The 17,376-nt window shown below is 44.0% G+C and carries 17 protein-coding genes; 3 read left to right on the top strand and 14 right to left on the bottom strand.

The features are described from left to right. Positions 1 to 113 precede the first annotated feature (113 nt). Positions 114 to 464: a helix-turn-helix domain-containing protein gene (locus BFJ94_RS24485; RefSeq protein ID WP_120464948.1), complete on the bottom strand. Its 351-nt coding sequence runs from the start codon at positions 462 to 464 to the stop codon at positions 114 to 116. Between the two features lie 252 nt (positions 465 to 716). Between BFJ94_RS24485 and BFJ94_RS24480 the strand changes: the two genes are divergently transcribed. Further along, positions 717 to 1,334 (top strand): nitrogen regulation protein NR(II), encoded by a 618-nt coding sequence (locus BFJ94_RS24480; protein WP_120464947.1) that lies wholly within the window; start codon positions 717 to 719, stop codon positions 1,332 to 1,334. A 124-nt stretch (positions 1,335 to 1,458) separates the two neighbouring features. Here the strand turns inward: BFJ94_RS24480 and BFJ94_RS24475 are convergent, their stop codons facing one another. The 5 genes from BFJ94_RS24475 to BFJ94_RS24455 all read right to left on the bottom strand — a co-directional run bounded on the left by BFJ94_RS24475 (position 1,459) and on the right by BFJ94_RS24455 (position 7,832). Continuing rightward, on the bottom strand, positions 1,459 to 3,015 hold the full coding sequence (locus tag BFJ94_RS24475; RefSeq protein WP_120464946.1) for an alpha/beta hydrolase: 1,557 nt from the start codon (positions 3,013 to 3,015) through the stop codon (positions 1,459 to 1,461). A gap of 18 nt (positions 3,016 to 3,033) precedes the next feature. Continuing rightward, positions 3,034 to 4,044, bottom strand: a complete 1,011-nt coding sequence (locus BFJ94_RS24470) for a FecCD family ABC transporter permease (protein ID WP_229717238.1) — start codon at positions 4,042 to 4,044, stop codon at positions 3,034 to 3,036. 1 nt (position 4,045) lies between these two features. Continuing rightward, entirely contained in the window at positions 4,046 to 5,053 is a 1,008-nt protein-coding gene (locus tag BFJ94_RS24465; protein WP_120464944.1) for a FecCD family ABC transporter permease, read from the bottom strand. A 33-nt stretch (positions 5,054 to 5,086) separates the two neighbouring features. Continuing rightward, entirely contained in the window at positions 5,087 to 6,091 is a 1,005-nt protein-coding gene (locus tag BFJ94_RS24460) for an ABC transporter substrate-binding protein (RefSeq protein WP_120464943.1), read from the bottom strand. 106 nt (positions 6,092 to 6,197) lie between these two features. Then, on the bottom strand, positions 6,198 to 7,832 hold the full coding sequence (locus BFJ94_RS24455) for an AraC family transcriptional regulator (protein ID WP_120464942.1): 1,635 nt from the start codon (positions 7,830 to 7,832) through the stop codon (positions 6,198 to 6,200). A gap of 194 nt (positions 7,833 to 8,026) precedes the next feature. Here BFJ94_RS24455 and BFJ94_RS24450 point away from each other — a divergent pair, with 194 nt between their 5' ends. Together BFJ94_RS24450 and BFJ94_RS24445 are read left to right on the top strand one after the other, a co-directional pair. Beyond that, a complete protein-coding gene (locus tag BFJ94_RS24450) occupies positions 8,027 to 8,716 on the top strand; it encodes a helix-turn-helix domain-containing protein (RefSeq protein ID WP_162944263.1) in 690 nt (229 codons plus the stop codon). A gap of 20 nt (positions 8,717 to 8,736) precedes the next feature. Further along, a complete protein-coding gene (locus BFJ94_RS24445) occupies positions 8,737 to 9,591 on the top strand; it encodes an IS3 family transposase (RefSeq protein WP_120462979.1) in 855 nt (284 codons plus the stop codon). Between the two features lie 252 nt (positions 9,592 to 9,843). On the opposite strand, the gene BFJ94_RS24440 is transcribed toward BFJ94_RS24445, so the two are convergent. The 8 genes from BFJ94_RS24440 to BFJ94_RS24405 form a co-directional block, all read right to left on the bottom strand. After that, positions 9,844 to 10,533 carry an MOSC domain-containing protein gene (locus BFJ94_RS24440; protein ID WP_120464941.1) on the bottom strand — a complete coding sequence of 230 codons (690 nt, stop codon included), beginning with the start codon at positions 10,531 to 10,533 and terminating at the stop codon, positions 9,844 to 9,846. 48 nt (positions 10,534 to 10,581) lie between these two features. Beyond that, complete coding sequence (locus BFJ94_RS24435; RefSeq protein WP_120464940.1) at positions 10,582 to 11,709, bottom strand: phosphotransferase; 1,128 nt, start codon at positions 11,707 to 11,709, stop codon at positions 10,582 to 10,584. A 126-nt stretch (positions 11,710 to 11,835) separates the two neighbouring features. Continuing rightward, on the bottom strand, positions 11,836 to 12,765 hold the full coding sequence (locus BFJ94_RS24430) for a 5'-nucleotidase (RefSeq protein WP_120464939.1): 930 nt from the start codon (positions 12,763 to 12,765) through the stop codon (positions 11,836 to 11,838). 208 nt (positions 12,766 to 12,973) lie between these two features. Next, positions 12,974 to 13,549 (bottom strand): hypothetical protein, encoded by a 576-nt coding sequence (locus tag BFJ94_RS24425; RefSeq protein WP_120464938.1) that lies wholly within the window; start codon positions 13,547 to 13,549, stop codon positions 12,974 to 12,976. 392 nt (positions 13,550 to 13,941) lie between these two features. Continuing rightward, complete coding sequence (gene comI, locus BFJ94_RS26005) at positions 13,942 to 14,037, bottom strand: competence inhibitor ComI (RefSeq protein WP_229717244.1); 96 nt, start codon at positions 14,035 to 14,037, stop codon at positions 13,942 to 13,944. A 423-nt stretch (positions 14,038 to 14,460) separates the two neighbouring features. After that, positions 14,461 to 14,718 carry a hypothetical protein gene (locus tag BFJ94_RS24415; RefSeq protein ID WP_120464937.1) on the bottom strand — a complete coding sequence of 86 codons (258 nt, stop codon included), beginning with the start codon at positions 14,716 to 14,718 and terminating at the stop codon, positions 14,461 to 14,463. 272 nt (positions 14,719 to 14,990) lie between these two features. Further along, positions 14,991 to 16,130, bottom strand: coding sequence for a copper amine oxidase N-terminal domain-containing protein (locus tag BFJ94_RS24410; protein ID WP_120464936.1), 1,140 nt, complete (start codon positions 16,128 to 16,130; stop codon positions 14,991 to 14,993). 315 nt (positions 16,131 to 16,445) lie between these two features. Next, positions 16,446 to 17,376, bottom strand: a 931-nt coding sequence (locus BFJ94_RS24405) for a stalk domain-containing protein (protein WP_240431929.1), incomplete at its 5' end; no start/stop codon positions are given.

The raw sequence follows: 17,376 nt of genomic DNA, 5'->3' as shown, positions 1-17,376 counted from the left end.
TCTTTTTGAAATATGCTTGGTTTATCGCTAATGGATGCTGGCAAGCCCGTCAATCCTCATGGATTTACAGGCCTGCATTTCTTGCCTCAGCGCATCAGAAAAGCTTAGTACGTTTATTTATCGCAAGACTGCTGTCTCCGGTATCGTGTAAAGTTAATGTACTCCATAATAAATTCCTTTTCTTTTTCCGACAATGACACATTCTCTCTTAGCTCATCCCATGAGTAGGACTCCATATTTTCCTTCAGGTATATATCCTGCTGCTCCTTGCCTAATATAAGCCAATCGAGGCTAACATCGAAGAAAGAGGCAATTTCAACTAGTTTATTCGTACTCGGTGTCGATTTTCCTCTTTTCCAATCTCCCAAGTTTCCTGTACTAATGCTGACTTCCTCGCAGAATGATTTCTTGGTCATTCCTCGCATTTTGATTAACGATTCAATTCGATCGTAAATGGATTGCATATAAAACCGCCTTCCAAAAATTCATTAAGACGCATTTCAGTAACTTTCCCTTGCGATGTAACGCAAAAACGTATATACTTTTCTTTATGCAACAGCAATTATAGCATACTGGTAATTGTACCATTAATTCCATGCTTTTTACTATGGACTCCTCATGAACACTCGCCTAAATATTGGCTATAATTCCCAATACACCCACCCTGACCTTTTAATTACAAGCAGTTCCATCTCAATTCGAGGGAGCGAACTTATTTGCCTAATTCAGATAATAATTTGGTTGAAATCATCAACTCATTCAAACAGGGTGTCGCTGTCATCAATCGTGAGGGCTTCATTTTGCTGGTTAATCGCGCATGGCATCAGCATTCGCTGGACAAAGGCATTCCCTCCTCCTTCGTATGGACCGGGGTCAATCTCCTGCCGGTCTATTACGCTCTGGCCGAAGCTGAAGGCTTGTCCGGGGAGGAACTGGATCTCGTATTAACGGGAAGCCAGCCCTACCTTCGCAGAGAGTTCCAGTATTCACGGCGACTCGAAATGAAATGGTATACCATCGAGGCTTCCACCATTTATAAGATGGATGGGCAAACGGTGAAGGGGGCGCTTATCTGTATTGCCGATATTACGAGGAACAAGATGCTTGAGCTTAATCATCTGAAGACGCTGGCGCAAATCTGCACCCTGCATGGCCTTCTGCCGATATGTGCCGTATGCAAGAAGATCCGCGATGAACATAACATCTGGAGCTCGATTGAGAGCTTCCTGGAGAAGCACACCCACGTCGAGTTTACCCATGACATATGTCCGGAATGCATCCGCCGCCTCTATCCCGAATATTCGTCCATGCTGGACGAGCCCTCCTGCTCCTGAGCACGAGTCCACTATACCAATCAAGATACATCCAGATAAAAAAGAGCGCCCTTCGTCCACCACAATGGCAAAGAGCGCTCCCTTTTTGAATCCGAGCGGATATTTCAATCTTCATTTCAGCGGATCAGCGGATCACGCAACGAAGCATCGGGCTGATTAAAGAAGGCAGGAGCGAGACATGCCCCTCGCCAGGAACCTCATGGAGCGTCAGGCTCTTCGGACCATAAGGGCTCGCCTTCAGCATTTGATACAGCTTCTGGGAAGCGCTGACCATATCCGGCTTTTCAAGGCTGCCTACGTTCAGATAAAGCTCTGCATCCATCTCGTGGAGAGCAATCTGCTGCTTCCCTTCCTCCCATAGCTGAAGCAATACCTGATTCTTCCACCAAATAGACGGACTGGCAGCAAAATAACGCCGGAACATAGACGGCCGCGTGAACAGAGTATATAGGGTCAGAAAGCCGCCCAATGAATGACCGAATAGAGACTGTCTCGATCGATCAATAGGAAATTGCTTCTCTACCCCTGGCTTAAGCTCATGCTCTATAAAATCAAGAAAGGCCTCAGCACCGCCGGTCAACGGCCAATCAGACCCACCGGGTCTTTGGGGCAGCTCACTCTCATCCGCATAGACCGTGTAATCGTAGAAGCGCTCGCTTGTCACGAGCGGATCGTCAGAATTATAGCCGATGCCGATGATCACGAACGGAGTCATACCGCGGGGCCCTCTCGTCTGCAATCTGGCCGCTTCTGCAAGCGATCCGAAGCTGGCATTGGCATCCAGTGTGTAGAGAACCGGATAGCCGCTCTCAGGCGGAGGGGCCATTGGTTCGGCGATGAAGATACGGTATTCTCGCCCGGTCTTGCTCGCCTTCATATGCCAGATGCGAGTACCGGGAATATGCATCATTTCCTCAGAAATCTGCGCAGGCTGAACCCGCTCCTGCTTAGCGCCGAAGAGCCACTTCAATCCCTGCGGAAATTGCTTCATCATGAACAGATCATCATGCGTGCCTTCCGGCTCTACATCCAGCTTCAGCCGATCCGCCGTCAGCCCTTTCTCAAGCCACAAACGATGAACCTCCTTGGTGTACTCCACCATATGACGCTGCCGCGTTTTTTTATAGATTCCTTCCTTATCTCCGACAGACATATACATACGCTGCTTCTCTCCGAAGCCGGCATGTTCACGGATATAATCCAGCACCCCATCATACCAGAAAGAAGCGGATAGCATGCCGATTCTGCCGAACACTTCAGGCCGCCAGCAGCCAGCGAAGCACGAGATAAGTCCGCCCAGCGAACCGCCGATCATCGCCGTGTCCTCCGCCTGTCTTCTCGTGCGATAATGCTCGTCAATATAAGGCTTGATCACATCGGCGACTGCATTCACATAGGCCCGTCCCTGACCGCCAAAGGCAGGGAAATGATCGACCAATGCCGCAGCAGGCCAGGGCGTATATTCGTCATTCCGTGAGTGCGGCTCAATACCTACCAGGATAACCTCTTCCAATTGCCCGCTTATATACAAATGATCCAGATAAGTAAGACATACACTAAAAAGCTCTCCCCCATCCTGAACATAGGCTACCGGATAATGGCGACCGGATTCCTCATAGGATGGCGGTAAATGGAGAATCAGCTTCCAGTCTCCTAGATTAAGCTGTTGATATCGGTTCATATTCCCTCCTGTACCCTCTTATCCCCTAGTGCGGAGCAGTAAATATACGAAATACGGCACGCCGATGATAGACACGACGATGCCGACCGACAATTCAGCCGGAGCAAATATCGTTTTACCGATAAAATCGCCGATCAGCACCATAATCATGCCCACCAGGCCGCTGACCGGAATGATGCGTATATGCCGCAGACCGACCAGCTGCCTGGCCAAATGCGGCGCGATCAGACCGATAAAAGCGATGCTGCCGGAGACAGCGACACTTGCGCTGACCAAACCGATGCTGCAGAGCAGAAATATACTCTTCTCCCGTTCGACATTCAGCCCTACGCTGGTCTGACTATCTTCACTAAGCTGGAACAGATCAAGCTTACGTGACCGGAGACAGATCACCGGCAGAAGCAGCAGCCACGGCAGCATGGTGACGACGAATTTCCAATTCGCGCTATGTAGACTTCCGGCAAGCCACACCACGGCCATCTCGTAATCCTTCGGATTCATCTTGAGCGAAATATACATCGTAAGCGCGCCGAAGCCGGAGGCAATCGCGATACCGACCAGAATCAACCGCTGCGGATCGAGTCGGCCCTTCTCTCTGGCGAATATGTATATCAGAGACGTGGCCAGCAGTCCGCCAACGATGCCAAATAGCGGCATCAGCATGACGCCCAGCCAACCCGTTAAGTTCATGACTCCTTGAAACAGGAACATGAACAGCACGACAGCCAGACCTGCCCCAGCATTAATGCCCAATATGCCCGGGTCGGCGAGACCATTTCGCGTAACCCCTTGGATAATCGCGCCTGCGATCCCAAGCGCGAAGCCGACGAGCGCCCCCAGCACAATCCGCGGCAGCCTGAATTCGAACACGACCAGAGTATGATCCTGCTGTGGATCAATTCTAAACAGTGTCTTGATCACCTCTAACACCGACATGTCAAATGTGCCGTTGGTCAAGCTAAGATAAGCGGCGGCAATGGCCAGCAGAATCCCGGTGACAATGACAGCCCAGAATTTCCGCGAAGATATGTTATTCACGCTGCGCACCTCCCCTAGTCTTGATCAAATACAGGAAGAACGGTACGCCGATCAGCGAGGTGACCACTCCTACCGGAGTTTCAAACGGATAGTTAATGAAACGGGCTGCAATATCACATGCCGCCAGGAAAAGTCCGCCTAGCACCCCGGAGACCGGAATGATCCAGCGGTAATCGACACCCGAAAGAAAGCGGGCAATATGGGGGATAATCAGGCCAACGAAGGCGATCTTCCCAGCCAGCGCAACCGAGATACCGGTCAGCAAAACGGTCGCCAGTATAGCCAGAGCCTTGATGATCCAGGTGCGGATGCCCAGTCCCTGCGCCACCTCTTCTCCCAAAGACAGGGCCGAGATATACTTGGAAATTAGCAAAGCCAGCGTCAAGCCGACGAGTGCGAACGGGATGCTGAGCCGGATCAGTTCGGGGTCCATCTGATGTAATCTGGCGTTATACCAGAAGCTGATATTCTGCGAGACCTGGAAATAAGTCGACATCGCATGAGCCGTTCCGCTAAGAAAGGTGCCGATGATCGAACCGAGAATGGCCAGCTTGACGGGACTTAGCCCATTAGGAATAAGCCAGGCTAGCCCGAACACGATGGCCGTTCCCAAGGCAGAACCAATCAACGAACTGGTAATATATAAATTGGGGCTGGCATTCGGCAAAAATACCATGCAGAGGGTAACCGCAAACACGGAGCCATCCGACACCCCCATGATCGATGGCGAAGCGAGGTAATTCCGAGTCATCCCCTGCATCAAAGCGCCGGACACGGCCAGAAAAGCCCCGATCAGTAGTGCTCCGATAACTCGTGGGAGCCTAGAAGTGATAATGATCTGATGATCTACATTATCCGGATCAAAGGCCGTAATGGAATTCCATACCTCTGCTGCTGTAATGCTCTTGGCGCCATATAGAATGGAAGCAAGGATCAATAATACAATGGCTGCCGGGGCCATTCCGAGAATGACCACCGGCAGCGTACGTTTTAATCGCATCGTCAACACGCCTTATACTGAACTGTTGTATTTTTACTTGGTAAGATTGGCTATTGCTGCTTTCAGGAACTCGATCTTGCTATATGCGGTTCCGCCTTGCGCCAGCGGATCTACCACGTTCACGAATACTTTGTCGTTCTTAAACGCATTCAGACTTTTAATAATCGGATCCTGTTGGAAGTCGTCCAGCGCTTGTGGCGTATCCTTATTCTCATCCGGCGAGAATTGGATGAACAGGTAATCCGGGTTCATTTCGGCAAATTTCTCTTTGGAGACCAATTCCTGAGCCTTGGCAGCTTCTACCTCAGCTGGAACAGCTATGCCAAGATCTTCATAAAGTACCGGATTGAAGAAGACCGCTGCCGGATAAACATACACTTCGCCGCCGCGAATCCGTACTGCTACAACTTTCTTATCCTTCAAGCTATCCCCGATTTGTGTCTTGGCTGCATCGAGATCTGCCTTATACTTAGCGATTTCTTCATCCGCTTGGGCTTCTTTGCCGCTGAGCTGGCCGAGCAGCTTCAGGTTAGCTTCCCAATTCGTAGATACGTGGGAATATGGAATCGTCGGTGCGATTTTCTCCAGCTTCTCCAGCACTTCAGGCTTGAACTTGGTCGAGCCGAGAATAACATCCGGCTTCAGCGATAGAATTGTCTCGAAATTCGGCTCTGTCTTCTCACCGATCGACTTGGCATCCTTAGTAATCGACTCGAAGAGTTGCGGGAACTTGCCCGAGAATGAAATAGCTCCGATCGGATTCACATCGAGCACGATGGAGTCCTCCATCGCTTCCACGGCACCGGTAATAACGATCCGCTCCGTCTTCGCAGGAAGAGTATACTCCTGATCCAAATACTTGATGACTCTTGTATCCGTTGACGCTGCCGGTTCTGCCGTTTCCGCAGACTGCTCGGCGGCGGTTTGATTTGTATTTTGCGATGCTGCTGGCTCTGACGCCGAGTTGTCTTTACCGCAGGCCGACAGGATTACGGTTAATGACAGAATTACCCCTAATAACAACTTGATTCTTTTCATTTCTCTCTAACTTCTCCCTTCGACGATCCTACATAATTGATAATGATTATCATTATTGATAGTATAGGAGGATCGGCAAATTCGCCATGGACAATCTTCCGATTTATCATGGATTTTTCTCAGTTAGTAATTGTGCAGCCGCTTCAGCCATATGCTCGATCGATGCTGGGGAGTATTCACGCCAGGGATAGGAAGTGATCAGATGGGTTCTCCCCTCTCTTACCGCCGGCAGGGACATCCAGGCTGCCGATGACGAGAGCTCCCGCCAATAGGCCAGCGTCTCCGTATCCTGACGCACCAGCACGAAGATATGCCCCGCTTCGATCAGCCCAAGCTGCTCTATAGCTAGAGAAACAAAGGGCTCTGCCGGTAAGGAGGACGGCACTGAGCAGCCAAGCAGATTGTACAGCACCTCTTGCACGGCCGGGCTATTGTATAAGGTAAATTGATTGCGAAAGACACGGACGGTTACCAGTGTGGGAAGCGCAGTATGCTCGGCAATCCGCTGGCGGAGCCGGCTTATTTTCTGCTCGAACGCATGCAGCCACTGCTCAGCCTCCGTTCTCCTGCCGAGTAATCCGGCCAGGGCAGTTAGCTCCCCCCTCCAGTCCTCTTCCAGTGACAGCTCATCTACCGGAGCTATTTGCTCCAGTCTCTGCTTCTCCCATGGCTCCAAACCGCGGGGACAGATAATCCGCTCCGGCTGGGCCGCTTCCAGCTTGGTCAGATTCGCCTCCTTATTATGATTCTGGCGATAAGCATCCAAGTGAATAGGAATTTCCGGCCCTATCGTATGATACAGCTCCGCCGACCATTTGGGATGCAACGGGGCAGCGTAAGGAATGATCTGCAGCGGAGTTAAATAGCCCAGCAGCGAGGTAGAACCATACAGCGCAATCTTGCTGCCTCGTTCCTTCACATAGCTAGAAGGCGATAAGCCTACCTCCTTCTTGAATTTCCTGCTGAAATAGAATTCATCCTTATAGCCGACCAAATGGGCCACCTCCTTCAGCAGAACATCGGACCCCAGCATCAACTGCTTCGCCTTATTCATCCGTACCCGCGTGACGTATTCCATCGCACTGTATCCATACGTCTTCTTGAACAAGTCGGCAAAATATTTCGGACTAAAATCCGCTACATCCGCCAACCGATTCACCGTCAGTTCCTCGCTGTAATTGTCTTCGATATAAGCTTTAGCCCGTTCGATGGCTTGAACCTTGTCATTCCTGTCCCCGCCCCCGCTCTCTGTCAGCAGCTCATAGAGCAGCTCCTGGAAATCAAGCTGGGCCCGCCACTGCTTATGCGGAAGACTATGATGGAAATGCCTATATACCTTGCGGCAAATCGCCTGCAGGTTCTCCGCCGGACACGTCGTCGCGCCAGCTGTCCAAAACATATCAGCCGCTACATCCTCCATCTCGATCAGCCTGTCCTTGCGCGAGGTATCAGCTTGATACAGACTGAAATGAAACAGAGCCGCTGTCACTCCATGCGATCCCTTGCTTCTCACTCCAAATGTGCTGCCACTAGGGCATAATCGAATATCTCCTTCACTGATACGGATCGTCCGCTCCTTCAGATCAAGATCCAGCTCCCCCTTTAAGATGATGATTAGCACATTCTGGATCGCCAGCTGCTGCTCCATATTCAATACCGTTCGGTGGAAGAAATCTACATCCCACAGTCTTACAGCGCTGGGGTGAAAATCCGTAACACTATATTTTGAATCGATCATCATGTACCACCTTATCGCCTTATGCTGAGAATGGTTATCATTTGCATACTCATTCTATCATAAACGGCTGCCCACATCTCCCCTCATACCTTGGCAAAAACATAAAAAAGCCCCCTATCATCCTGATATGCTCCCATCATAGTAGACAGTAGAAAAAAACAAAAACTTCTACTTCTATAATGATGGGAGTTTTTCTAATGTCCAAAAAGAGTCCAATTTCTTTTGAGATCAAGTTACATGTCGTAGAACGTTGTCTTCAGAATGAAACTAACCCAACTCATGAAGCGAAACGGCTTGGGGTAGATAGGCACACCGTCACAGAATGGGTTAGAAAATATAAAGCAGATGGTTTTGAGGGATTAAAGAAGTCTAGAGGGTGGAAAGCCTATTCAAAGGATCTGAGGCTTACTGCAATCATGGATGTCCTATCCGGTAATCATTCCATACGGGAGGCGACGAAGAAATATCATATTTCGAGTAAAAGTGTTTTGACGAGATGGATTTCCAAGTATACTAGTGGGGAAGAAATGAAACCTACTCGTAAAGGAAAAGGACTATCTCATATGAATAAAGGACGTAAAACCACTCTCCAAGAACGTATTGAAATTGCTCAATATACGATCGCTAATGATTTCGATTATCAGAAGTCGATTGAGAAATACAAAGTTTCTTATCAACAGGTGTATGCATGGGTTCGTAAATATCAATCTGGCGGTGAGGATGCGCTTCATGATCATCGGGGACGTAATAAGCCTGTAGAAGAGCTAAATGATCATGAACGGCTCAAGCTTCGGATCAAAGAACTAGAGGCGCGAAATGAGTACCTGGAAATGGAGAACGCCCTTGCAAAAAAGTTGGCAGAGATCCGGCGACGAAATACACGTTAACCTTAGTTCGACATGTAGACTTGTATCAAGCCATCCAAGAACTGCACTCGGAGAAAGGCTACGCCATCACAAAGCTGTGTAAGCTAGCTGGAGTCGCTAGGTCTGCCTATTATAAATGGCTGAAATGGAAGCCATCCACCAGAGAACTTGAAATGATTTCACTCGCTAAGGAAGTAAAGCTGCGCTATGACAAGAGAAAAGGAGCACTCGGATACCGTCAAATCCGCACCCAATTAAACCGAAAACTCAAGAAAAATTACAACAAAAAGCGTTACTATCGAATCATGTGTGCTCTTGGATTGAAAGCAGTCATTCGCAGGAAACGACCCAACTATGTGAAAGCTTCAGAAATTCATGTAGCGGAAAATGTAATGAACCGTGAATTTCAAGCAGATGCTCCTAATATGAAGTGGTGTACCGACGTTACAGAATTGAAGTACGGGAACGGTCGTAAAGCCTATCTGAGTGCTATTCTCGATGTATACGATAACTCTATCGTCTCATGGGTGTTAAGCCCCTCCAACAACAATAAACTCGTCATGGATACGGTGAAGAAAGCCTACTGTAAGAATTCGGGGGTCACTCCACTTCTTCATAGCGATAGAGGCTTCCAATATACCTCACATGAGTATAATTGGCTCCATATAAAATACGGATTTATGAAAAGCATGTCTCGTGTAAGCCGATGCTTGGACAACCAACCTATTGAACGATTCTGGGGCACTTACAAATCAGAAAGCTATTATCTTACAAAGCACGATACCTATGAAGACGTCCTCAAAGACGTTAAGGAATATATTCATTATTACAACAACTATCGCTATACAGAGTGTTTGGATGGCTTGTCACCTAACGAATACCGACGTGCTGCATAATGAAAAAAACTCAGCTCGGTTTAACCGAGCTGAGGAATGCAAACTAACTATTTTGTTTTTTACACTGTCTACTTGACAGGGAGCACTTCACTAGGATAACGGTCTATTTCCGACCCATCTTATGTGGCCGACTTGCTCTTTATGCAGTTATTGTACACTGGAGTCGTGTTACCGCACGGCTCCTTACTCATTCTTACCTTAATATAACTCATTTTATAACGCTAAGCTTAGGAGTGGTCCCTTAGTGGCACACTACTCCCTCTTATCCCCTGTTAGTCTTTCCTTCGTATCCGTCACGTTTCCTTCCAGACGCTTCACAAAAGTTTTTCTCCAGCTTGCCGAGAGCTCCTCCACTTCAAGGATCTTCTTAATTCCTTCTCTATCATTCTTATCCCGGTGCATGATCTGGTTAGCATAGGAAACCGAAATCCCCTTCGGATGACGGCTGGTCCTAATCAGATTATCCGACTTTGATACAAGCCCTTCCTGAAGCACGCGAAAATAAAAGCCAGTATAGCCAGTTTCCTGCACCTTCATCGGCATGTCGGGCGCCCCATATCTTACAGACAATTTAAAGCATGGCTGCCTGGGCTGACTCACCTGCACGACCGCTTCTCCCAGCTGAAAAATATCGCCGATACAAACCTCCGTCTCCAGCAAACCTTGGGTCGTTAAATTCTCACCGAAGGCGCTGTATTTCAACGCCCTCCCCAATTCCTGTTCCCAATAGGGATAATGTTCATAGGGGTACACACAGACCGCCTTATCTCTGCCCCCGTGGTGGACAAGATCCGCCTGCCCGTCCCCCTCAAAATTGAGTGAAGTCAAGAACACCGGCTCATCGATGGACTTCTTGAATATACCTGTGGAGACTTCTCTATTGTTGTACTGCACCTGTATCGGTTTACCTATATTGATGGATATGATTTTGGCATTTTCCATAAGTGATCACCTCGGTTTGTGAATTTAGGATGAGAAATGCTGTGCAAACTATAGTGAAGTCCTCTTTAATGATTCTGCTTCGTAATCCATTGCTTTATGAATATTGATTATTTGTTTTAGCTGATATACCCTTTCTTGCAGTTTAGCATTCGTTGGGTTACTTTCAAGCTCGGCAGCTAAAGAGCAGAGCTGAGGAACTTCCCAGACACTTCGTAAAGCGGTACTTATACAATAACCGTATCTAGCTAACCCTTCATCTCCTTTCCACCCCAATTCCCTCATTCCTTTAATATAGGAGTAGAACAAAGATTCTCGATAAGTTTCATATTGATCTGTAGGAATGATGCCCAGGCTCATATTTACGCCAAACATTTTACCCAGATCTTCTCCAATACCTGAGATACTCAAGAATTGCCAATCAATGAACACCAATTGATCATCTGAAGTTAAAATCATATTTTTTTGTCCTAGGTCTTGATGTGCTAACACACGTGGCAATTGGCTAAGAGAATCCAACATTTCATTTGTGTTTTCACTCAGATTCTTGAACCAATCCCAAATATACTTTGTCTCTTCATCTTGTAACTTATATATGTACGACTCTGGATTAGGCGCATACATTCGACTTGAGATTGTCCACGATTTAAGCCAATTTCTGCAGATCCATATCTCATCTGGTAGGGCTTTGGCAGCAGTAAGGTACTCTGCGTTAAACATACCAAGTCGATGTGCAATAGAATTGAATTGCTCCCTTGAATGAGGAAAACGACCATTTACCCGCTCCATCCACAACCAGATAGTTCCATCATCCTGTTCCTCAACAAGATAAATATTGGGAGCTATGATATATTCAGAAAGATCATCAAGAAGGTTATATTCAAACAAAAGCGCCTCCCGACGCCAATAATTGTGATGTTGGATATCATCCTTTTCTTCACTATCTGGCTTGATTACTTTTAGAATAATAGACCATGGTAGCTGTTCATTGCCAGCTTCTAAGAAACCGTATAAATGATAAATACCTTTTGTAGTAAAATTCAGAGCTTCATTGTCTAAGGCATCACACGTGAAGGCATCTATCTCAAAATCATTCTCACCGATCATCTTATGGATACAAGCATAGAGCTGGTCTACTTTCTTCTCTATAGGTAAACTGGTGGTATTGTTTATTATCATTTTGATAATGATCCCTCACTTTAGGGTTATTTAGGGAATATTCTGATCTTTGGATAAATCTTATCTTAGCTCCGATTCAGAGGTACTCCCTTGTTGTGAATTAGGTGTTATAAGTAATTATAAGCTTTATTGTTCAACTTTTAGATTAGTTATTCCGAACGGAACATGCACAGACGGTGCGATTTTAGCAACGCGTTCAATGTGACTTTTTTGATCGTCAAAGAAAATATGGGGCTGAAATATACTTAATACCCTCCCCTTATCAATACCGCCTAAAAAAAATGCCTCATCAACACGTATATCAAATTTTCTTAATGTTGTTATTACTCTTTCATGTGCTGGTGCATTTCTGGCAGTTGCTATTGCAACTCTTATTTTCATTTTATATTGCGGATCATTATTTCTAATCTCAGAAACTTTCTTTTGTAATTTAGATATTTCATGAAAGAATCTAAATAATGGACCTTCCGGCAAAGGTTCATTAGCTTTTTCTGTTTCATGGATTTGAAATTCCCTAAGTTCTCCTTCTTGAAAGATCGTTTCTGCTGAATCATCTGCTACAATTCCATCAAAATCAAAAGCTAATCTCAATTCATGATCATTCTCATTATCTACAAATTCACTAGGATAAACACACCCCGCGGGGTACCCCATTGCTACAGCCTTCTCTATATCCTCATTATTAGCTGAGAGAAATAGTGATGCATTAAATGCCTCCATATAACGAAACGGATTATTACCTGTAACAAACGCCGCTCTACTTATAGGTAAGTTGTAATGTTCAATTGACTTAAATACTCTTAAGCCTGTATCTGGATCATTTCTCGACAATAAGACAACTTCCACAGGCTGAGTTGTTTTCGTATTAATATTTAAAAGTCTTTTTATTAGTGGAAATGCAACACCTTGGCCCAATATTTTCGATTCATTTTCCCTTTGATATATTCTATATTTATCTTCACCTTGTTCTTGAAAAACCTTATCGGAATCACTTAAATCAAATAAAGCACTCGATGCTACTGCTATAACTATTTTTTCTTCAATTTTATATGCCATAGTAAAATCTCTTCCTTTTCATGATGTATAACGTCCGTTATTCATAAACCACCACTGGCTTAAGGAACATCGCCCAGATTCGACGAACTTAGCGACTGCAGAGTTATCTGCTGAATTTACTTTCCCTAAAAATTTTTCGTCAGATTAAGGGGCTTACCTCCGCAGCATAGGTATTGTGTTATACTATGATACTTTGAATATACCCGCATCATTGCCTTTTTATCATCATTTGGATGAGTTCTCTATTATCACCATCATCTGGTTCAGCATTATCCCAATCTTGACCATACATCATATCAGTGTGTCTAATAAGAAAGTCAAGTTCAATCCATCGATTCTCAATAATCAACTTAAAAACATATGCTATTTTATTAACCATAAACTTATTAAGCGTTTTCATATCATCTTGAGAAAGTTGATTTTTCGGGCTCGCATGCATATCTTCAATAGGACCATTTCTAAAAGCAAAATGCGTAATTGCTTTTGAAATCATTGTTAAATTATCATTAACCATTAGATTATTTTTATATTTTTCATTAATTTTCTTTGCTTCATCAGTCTTCGCTAGAAGTAATTCATCAAGTATAGAATTCCTTATTGTGATCCCGTACTTCCTTCTTCTATACGCAATACTAGATTCTTTTACATCATATAATTGTGAGATAAGGTAATCAGACAGTTCTTCTTCAAAAAACAGTTTCTTAAGTAGTTCTGGGGTGAGTTCTTCTAGATTTAATTTTTCACCTGCTTCTTTTCTTGCTTTAAGCTCTTCATATAACTTCATAGCATATACCTCCATTTATTACATTCTTCGCATCATCGATAACGTTATTGTATCTACGAAAGGCTTAAAGGAGCGTATGCGACTGGTGGCTTCGCTACTTAGCCTTGCAGGGTTGTCTGCTGAGTCTGCTTCCTCGAAATTCCTTAGCAGATCAAGGCGGCATAGATACTGTGTTATATGATGGTGATGCCTTCCTTGATTTACTTAAATAAATCATTTTTTATCATTTTTCAATATTGTTTTGATACATGTTTTTACATGTGTTATTATATAGTTAATAAAGACCAAGTGCGGCGAACACTTGGCCAGTACAATTGGCTTGGATAGGTATTCCCTTCTTAGTCAGTTAAGAACGAAAACCCACCTTTGGCTCGTAACCTTGGGGTGGGTTTTTACTTTCTCTTGTTGTTATTATTAATGTAAGTTAAAAGAGCAAGAATGAATGATCCAAATAGGAACATAATCGTTATTGCATCCTTAACTTCCATGGCTTCACCTCCTTTCAAGGGAAACCATGCCCACCCAAGATTCAATTGTAGTTATATTTTACCTTTATTTACATCTGCGTACAAGCGTTCCTATATTTCTTTTTATTTGTTTACAGTCTTTATCCTGTATCCCTGTCATATAACGTCCTGTATCTATGACGCGACCCGACCTTAGATAGCTTTTATCTTAGGTCGGGTCGTGTGTTGTCTGAATACTCTTCAATTTCGTTATCTAATCCAAGTAGCCCTATATGATCCTTAGGCAGAATCTACATCTATTGCTATATTTTTAATGCTTCATGCACCAATTTCAATCTTGTCCGTAATTTAGGCATAGGAAGGAATGCTTCCGCCAATCCGTTATGCTTCACTCGTCCTCTGAATATCACGGTATGTAATGTCGTAATTAACCGTCCGTCATAGTTAATTTTCATTACTATTACGTCTCACTCTCATTAATGGATCCCGGCGAAGATGAATCACGAAGTCTTGATTTGAAGTATGGTATACTAAATTCCCTGGCTTTGCTTGGAAAAGCTCTTTAGTAGCATTTTCTTCGGGTATTGAGCGAATCGGAGCAACTTCATCTACTATTTTTTTATTGCCTTCTTCATGATAATTAAGTATGGAAACCAGAACAAATTGGTCAGGGAACAGTTCTCTCACTTCTTGCCATTTCATCGTTCTACCTCCTACAAATTCGCCCTAATTCTTCTTTCAATCTTAATTTTATTACTTATAGTCGAGCGTTCTCAGAATACATTTACTACTTCACCTTATTTCCGCCGATTTCATAACATAACATTCACGAACTTCGTAAATTCACAAAATACGATTGAATCTACGGACCTTATTAATTGAAAGCTGTCGTTTCCGGTACCAGCACCTGCACCATAGGCTGTGGGCATCGTTGTTATTAGAAGAATTAGACAGGTGAAAACATTGATTTACAATTACTTCAACCCCTTGTAAACATAGTATCCCTTTCTAAACATATTTTCACCAGACCCTACTTTTAACGTACCATTTCGGTCTTGACTGTTAGAGAATAAAGACACATCAGAATACGTCTCATACCATTGGCCCTTCTTTATCCATTTAGGAGACTCTGATGCTTCGGTTGGATTAAAACTATCCATATTAAACTGGCTAAGATCATTAGAGTTCAGTACTCTAAATTTAAACTTAGTTCTGATAAATTCAGTACCATGATAGTAGTAGATCGTATCAGGATCAGGAAATGCATACCCCTCTACTATTACTTTATTTTTCTTGACAAAATTCGCCAATTTCTGGTAAGAAGTCGGATCTACGTAACCATTATGTCCTGTTAATTTAAATGATGTATTATAGTATGTACTAAAGTTAAACGATCTATAATCTATATTCAAAGCTAACTTATAGTACTCTTTAACATTCTTGACTATACGATCTAAATCTTCTTTTATAAAGTCTTTTTGTAACTCTGGGGCATTAATACTACTTTTCATATGATAAATTTTATACTTCCCAATCTTATACACATTATCAGGAGTATCGCTCATAAGAATCCATTCATCAGAGTTTTGATTAGCTCTAAGCTCACGACCCCAGCGATCTAGTGTTACAGCACCATTATCAATCTTACTTTGATACTCTGGACTTACGATATTCACCGCACTCCATGCACCGTCCCACTTAACTTCGGCATTGAGAGTCTCACTCACAAACCGAAGAGGAACTACCACCCGACCTTCTTTCTTGATTGCCATTGCATCAAGAGTGGTAGTATTTCCGTTTACAGTAACATTCTTCGAACCAACCGGCATAACGATTGTATTATCTTTGTGGATAATAGTTACGATTTGTTTTCCATTATCCCACTTAACATCGGCTCCCAGTTTCTCACTCACGAAACGGATAGGAACCATCGTATTTCCAGCATTGTCGATAAATGGCTCAGTGTCTGGAAGAGTAACTCTTTTTCCGTCTACAATAAGATCAATAGCTAATGAAGGCTTTTGTACAGGTGGTAAAGTCGCTGCACTCGCCACACCAACAGAGGTAAATACAGTAGTACCCACAATAATTGCCATCAACGTTTTCTTAAACATATTTATCACATCTCCTTTTAGACGTTTAAATCTATTGCTAATTTACCGACATGCTTCTTCAAATACGGCCATGACTTCTTTATTCTCATACGGCTTTGTATGTATGCTAGTGGTCGCTGTCGTGTCGAGAGCTTCGCAATGCATATCTCCATATTTTGGATTATATGGTTCCTTTATGAACGTAAGACCTAGCGATCCTGTACAGCGATACCGTCATTACCCCCACCGCCTCGCACCATCGGCACTTGTTGTAGTTGGAATCATCGTAATTAGTAATACCAATATCATACAGATATTGAACAGTTTTTGTTTCAATTATTTCAACTCCTTATGCCGATACGCTCCTTTTGTAAACATATTCGCAGTAGATCCTATTTTAAGTGTAGCTCTGAAATCTTGGCTATTACTAAATAGGGACACGTCTGAATAAGTTTCATACCACTGACCTGGTTTAACCCATGTCACTTTTTCTGACTTATCTCCAGGCTTGTAGCTGTCAGCATTGAACTGATTATAATCAGTAGCGCTTAATACACGAAACTTAAATTTAGTTCTAATGAACGGTGTACCATAATAAGAGTAGATTGTCGTCGGATCTGGGTATGCATAACCTTCTACGATAACTTTAATCTTCTTAATATAGCTTACGAACTCTTGGAAAGGTTCAGGATTCATGTACCCATTGTGCCCAAGTAGCTTGAAACTACTATTATAGTAAGTACTGTAATTTATTGTTCTATAATCTATGTTAAGAGCTAGCTTGTAGTACTCTTTGACGTTCCTCACAATACGATCCAATTCGTCTTTATGGAAGCCTTGTCCAAACTCTTTAGCTACCTGTTCCCCGTCAATATGATAGATCTTATATTTCTTAATTTCATAAACATTATCTGGAGTGTCGCTCATAAGAATCCACTTTTTAGAGTTTTGGTTCGCACGAAGCTCTCTACCCCACTTATCCAGAGTTACAGAACCAGCATTAACCTTTTCTTGGTATTCTGGACTTACGATATTCACCGCACTCCATGCACCGTCCCACTTAACTTCGGCATTGAGAGTTTCGCTCACAAAACGAAGAGGAACTACAACACGACCCTCTTTCTTAATCGCCATTGTATCGAGAGTGATTTCGCTGCCATTCACAGTGACCTTTTTCGACCCTACTGGCATTACAATCGTATTCCCCTTATGGATAATAGTTACGATTTGGTTTGCGTTATCCCACTTGACATCGGCCCCTAGCTTC

The sequence above is a fragment of the Paenibacillus aceti genome, from assembly GCF_003614185.1.
GTDB lineage: Bacteria > Bacillota > Bacilli > Paenibacillales > Paenibacillaceae > Fontibacillus > Fontibacillus aceti.
The sequence above is the reverse complement of the archived record's forward strand: the minus strand, read 5'-3'. Positions and strand labels throughout refer to the sequence as shown.

Bases quoted from the DNA above. Each gene is read 5' to 3' on its own strand.
- BFJ94_RS24485 (WP_120464948.1), bottom strand. From the start codon at position 464: ATGCAATCCATTTACGATCGAATTGAATCGTTAATCAAAATGCGAGGA.
- BFJ94_RS24475 (WP_120464946.1), bottom strand. From the start codon at position 3,015: ATGAACCGATATCAACAGCTTAATCTAGGAGACTGGAAGCTGATTCTC.
- BFJ94_RS24465 (WP_120464944.1), bottom strand. From the start codon at position 5,053: ATGCGATTAAAACGTACGCTGCCGGTGGTCATTCTCGGAATGGCCCCG.
- BFJ94_RS24460 (WP_120464943.1), bottom strand. From the start codon at position 6,091: ATGAAAAGAATCAAGTTGTTATTAGGGGTAATTCTGTCATTAACCGTA.
- BFJ94_RS24455 (WP_120464942.1), bottom strand. From the start codon at position 7,832: ATGATGATCGATTCAAAATATAGTGTTACGGATTTTCACCCCAGCGCT.
- BFJ94_RS24450 (WP_162944263.1), top strand. From the start codon at position 8,027: ATGTCCAAAAAGAGTCCAATTTCTTTTGAGATCAAGTTACATGTCGTA.
- BFJ94_RS24440 (WP_120464941.1), bottom strand. From the start codon at position 10,533: ATGGAAAATGCCAAAATCATATCCATCAATATAGGTAAACCGATACAG.
- BFJ94_RS24435 (WP_120464940.1), bottom strand. From the start codon at position 11,709: ATGATAATAAACAATACCACCAGTTTACCTATAGAGAAGAAAGTAGAC.
- BFJ94_RS24430 (WP_120464939.1), bottom strand. From the start codon at position 12,765: ATGGCATATAAAATTGAAGAAAAAATAGTTATAGCAGTAGCATCGAGT.
- BFJ94_RS24425 (WP_120464938.1), bottom strand. From the start codon at position 13,549: ATGAAGTTATATGAAGAGCTTAAAGCAAGAAAAGAAGCAGGTGAAAAA.
- comI (WP_229717244.1), bottom strand. From the start codon at position 14,037: ATGGAAGTTAAGGATGCAATAACGATTATGTTCCTATTTGGATCATTC.
- BFJ94_RS24415 (WP_120464937.1), bottom strand. From the start codon at position 14,718: ATGAAATGGCAAGAAGTGAGAGAACTGTTCCCTGACCAATTTGTTCTG.
- BFJ94_RS24410 (WP_120464936.1), bottom strand. From the start codon at position 16,130: ATGTTTAAGAAAACGTTGATGGCAATTATTGTGGGTACTACTGTATTT.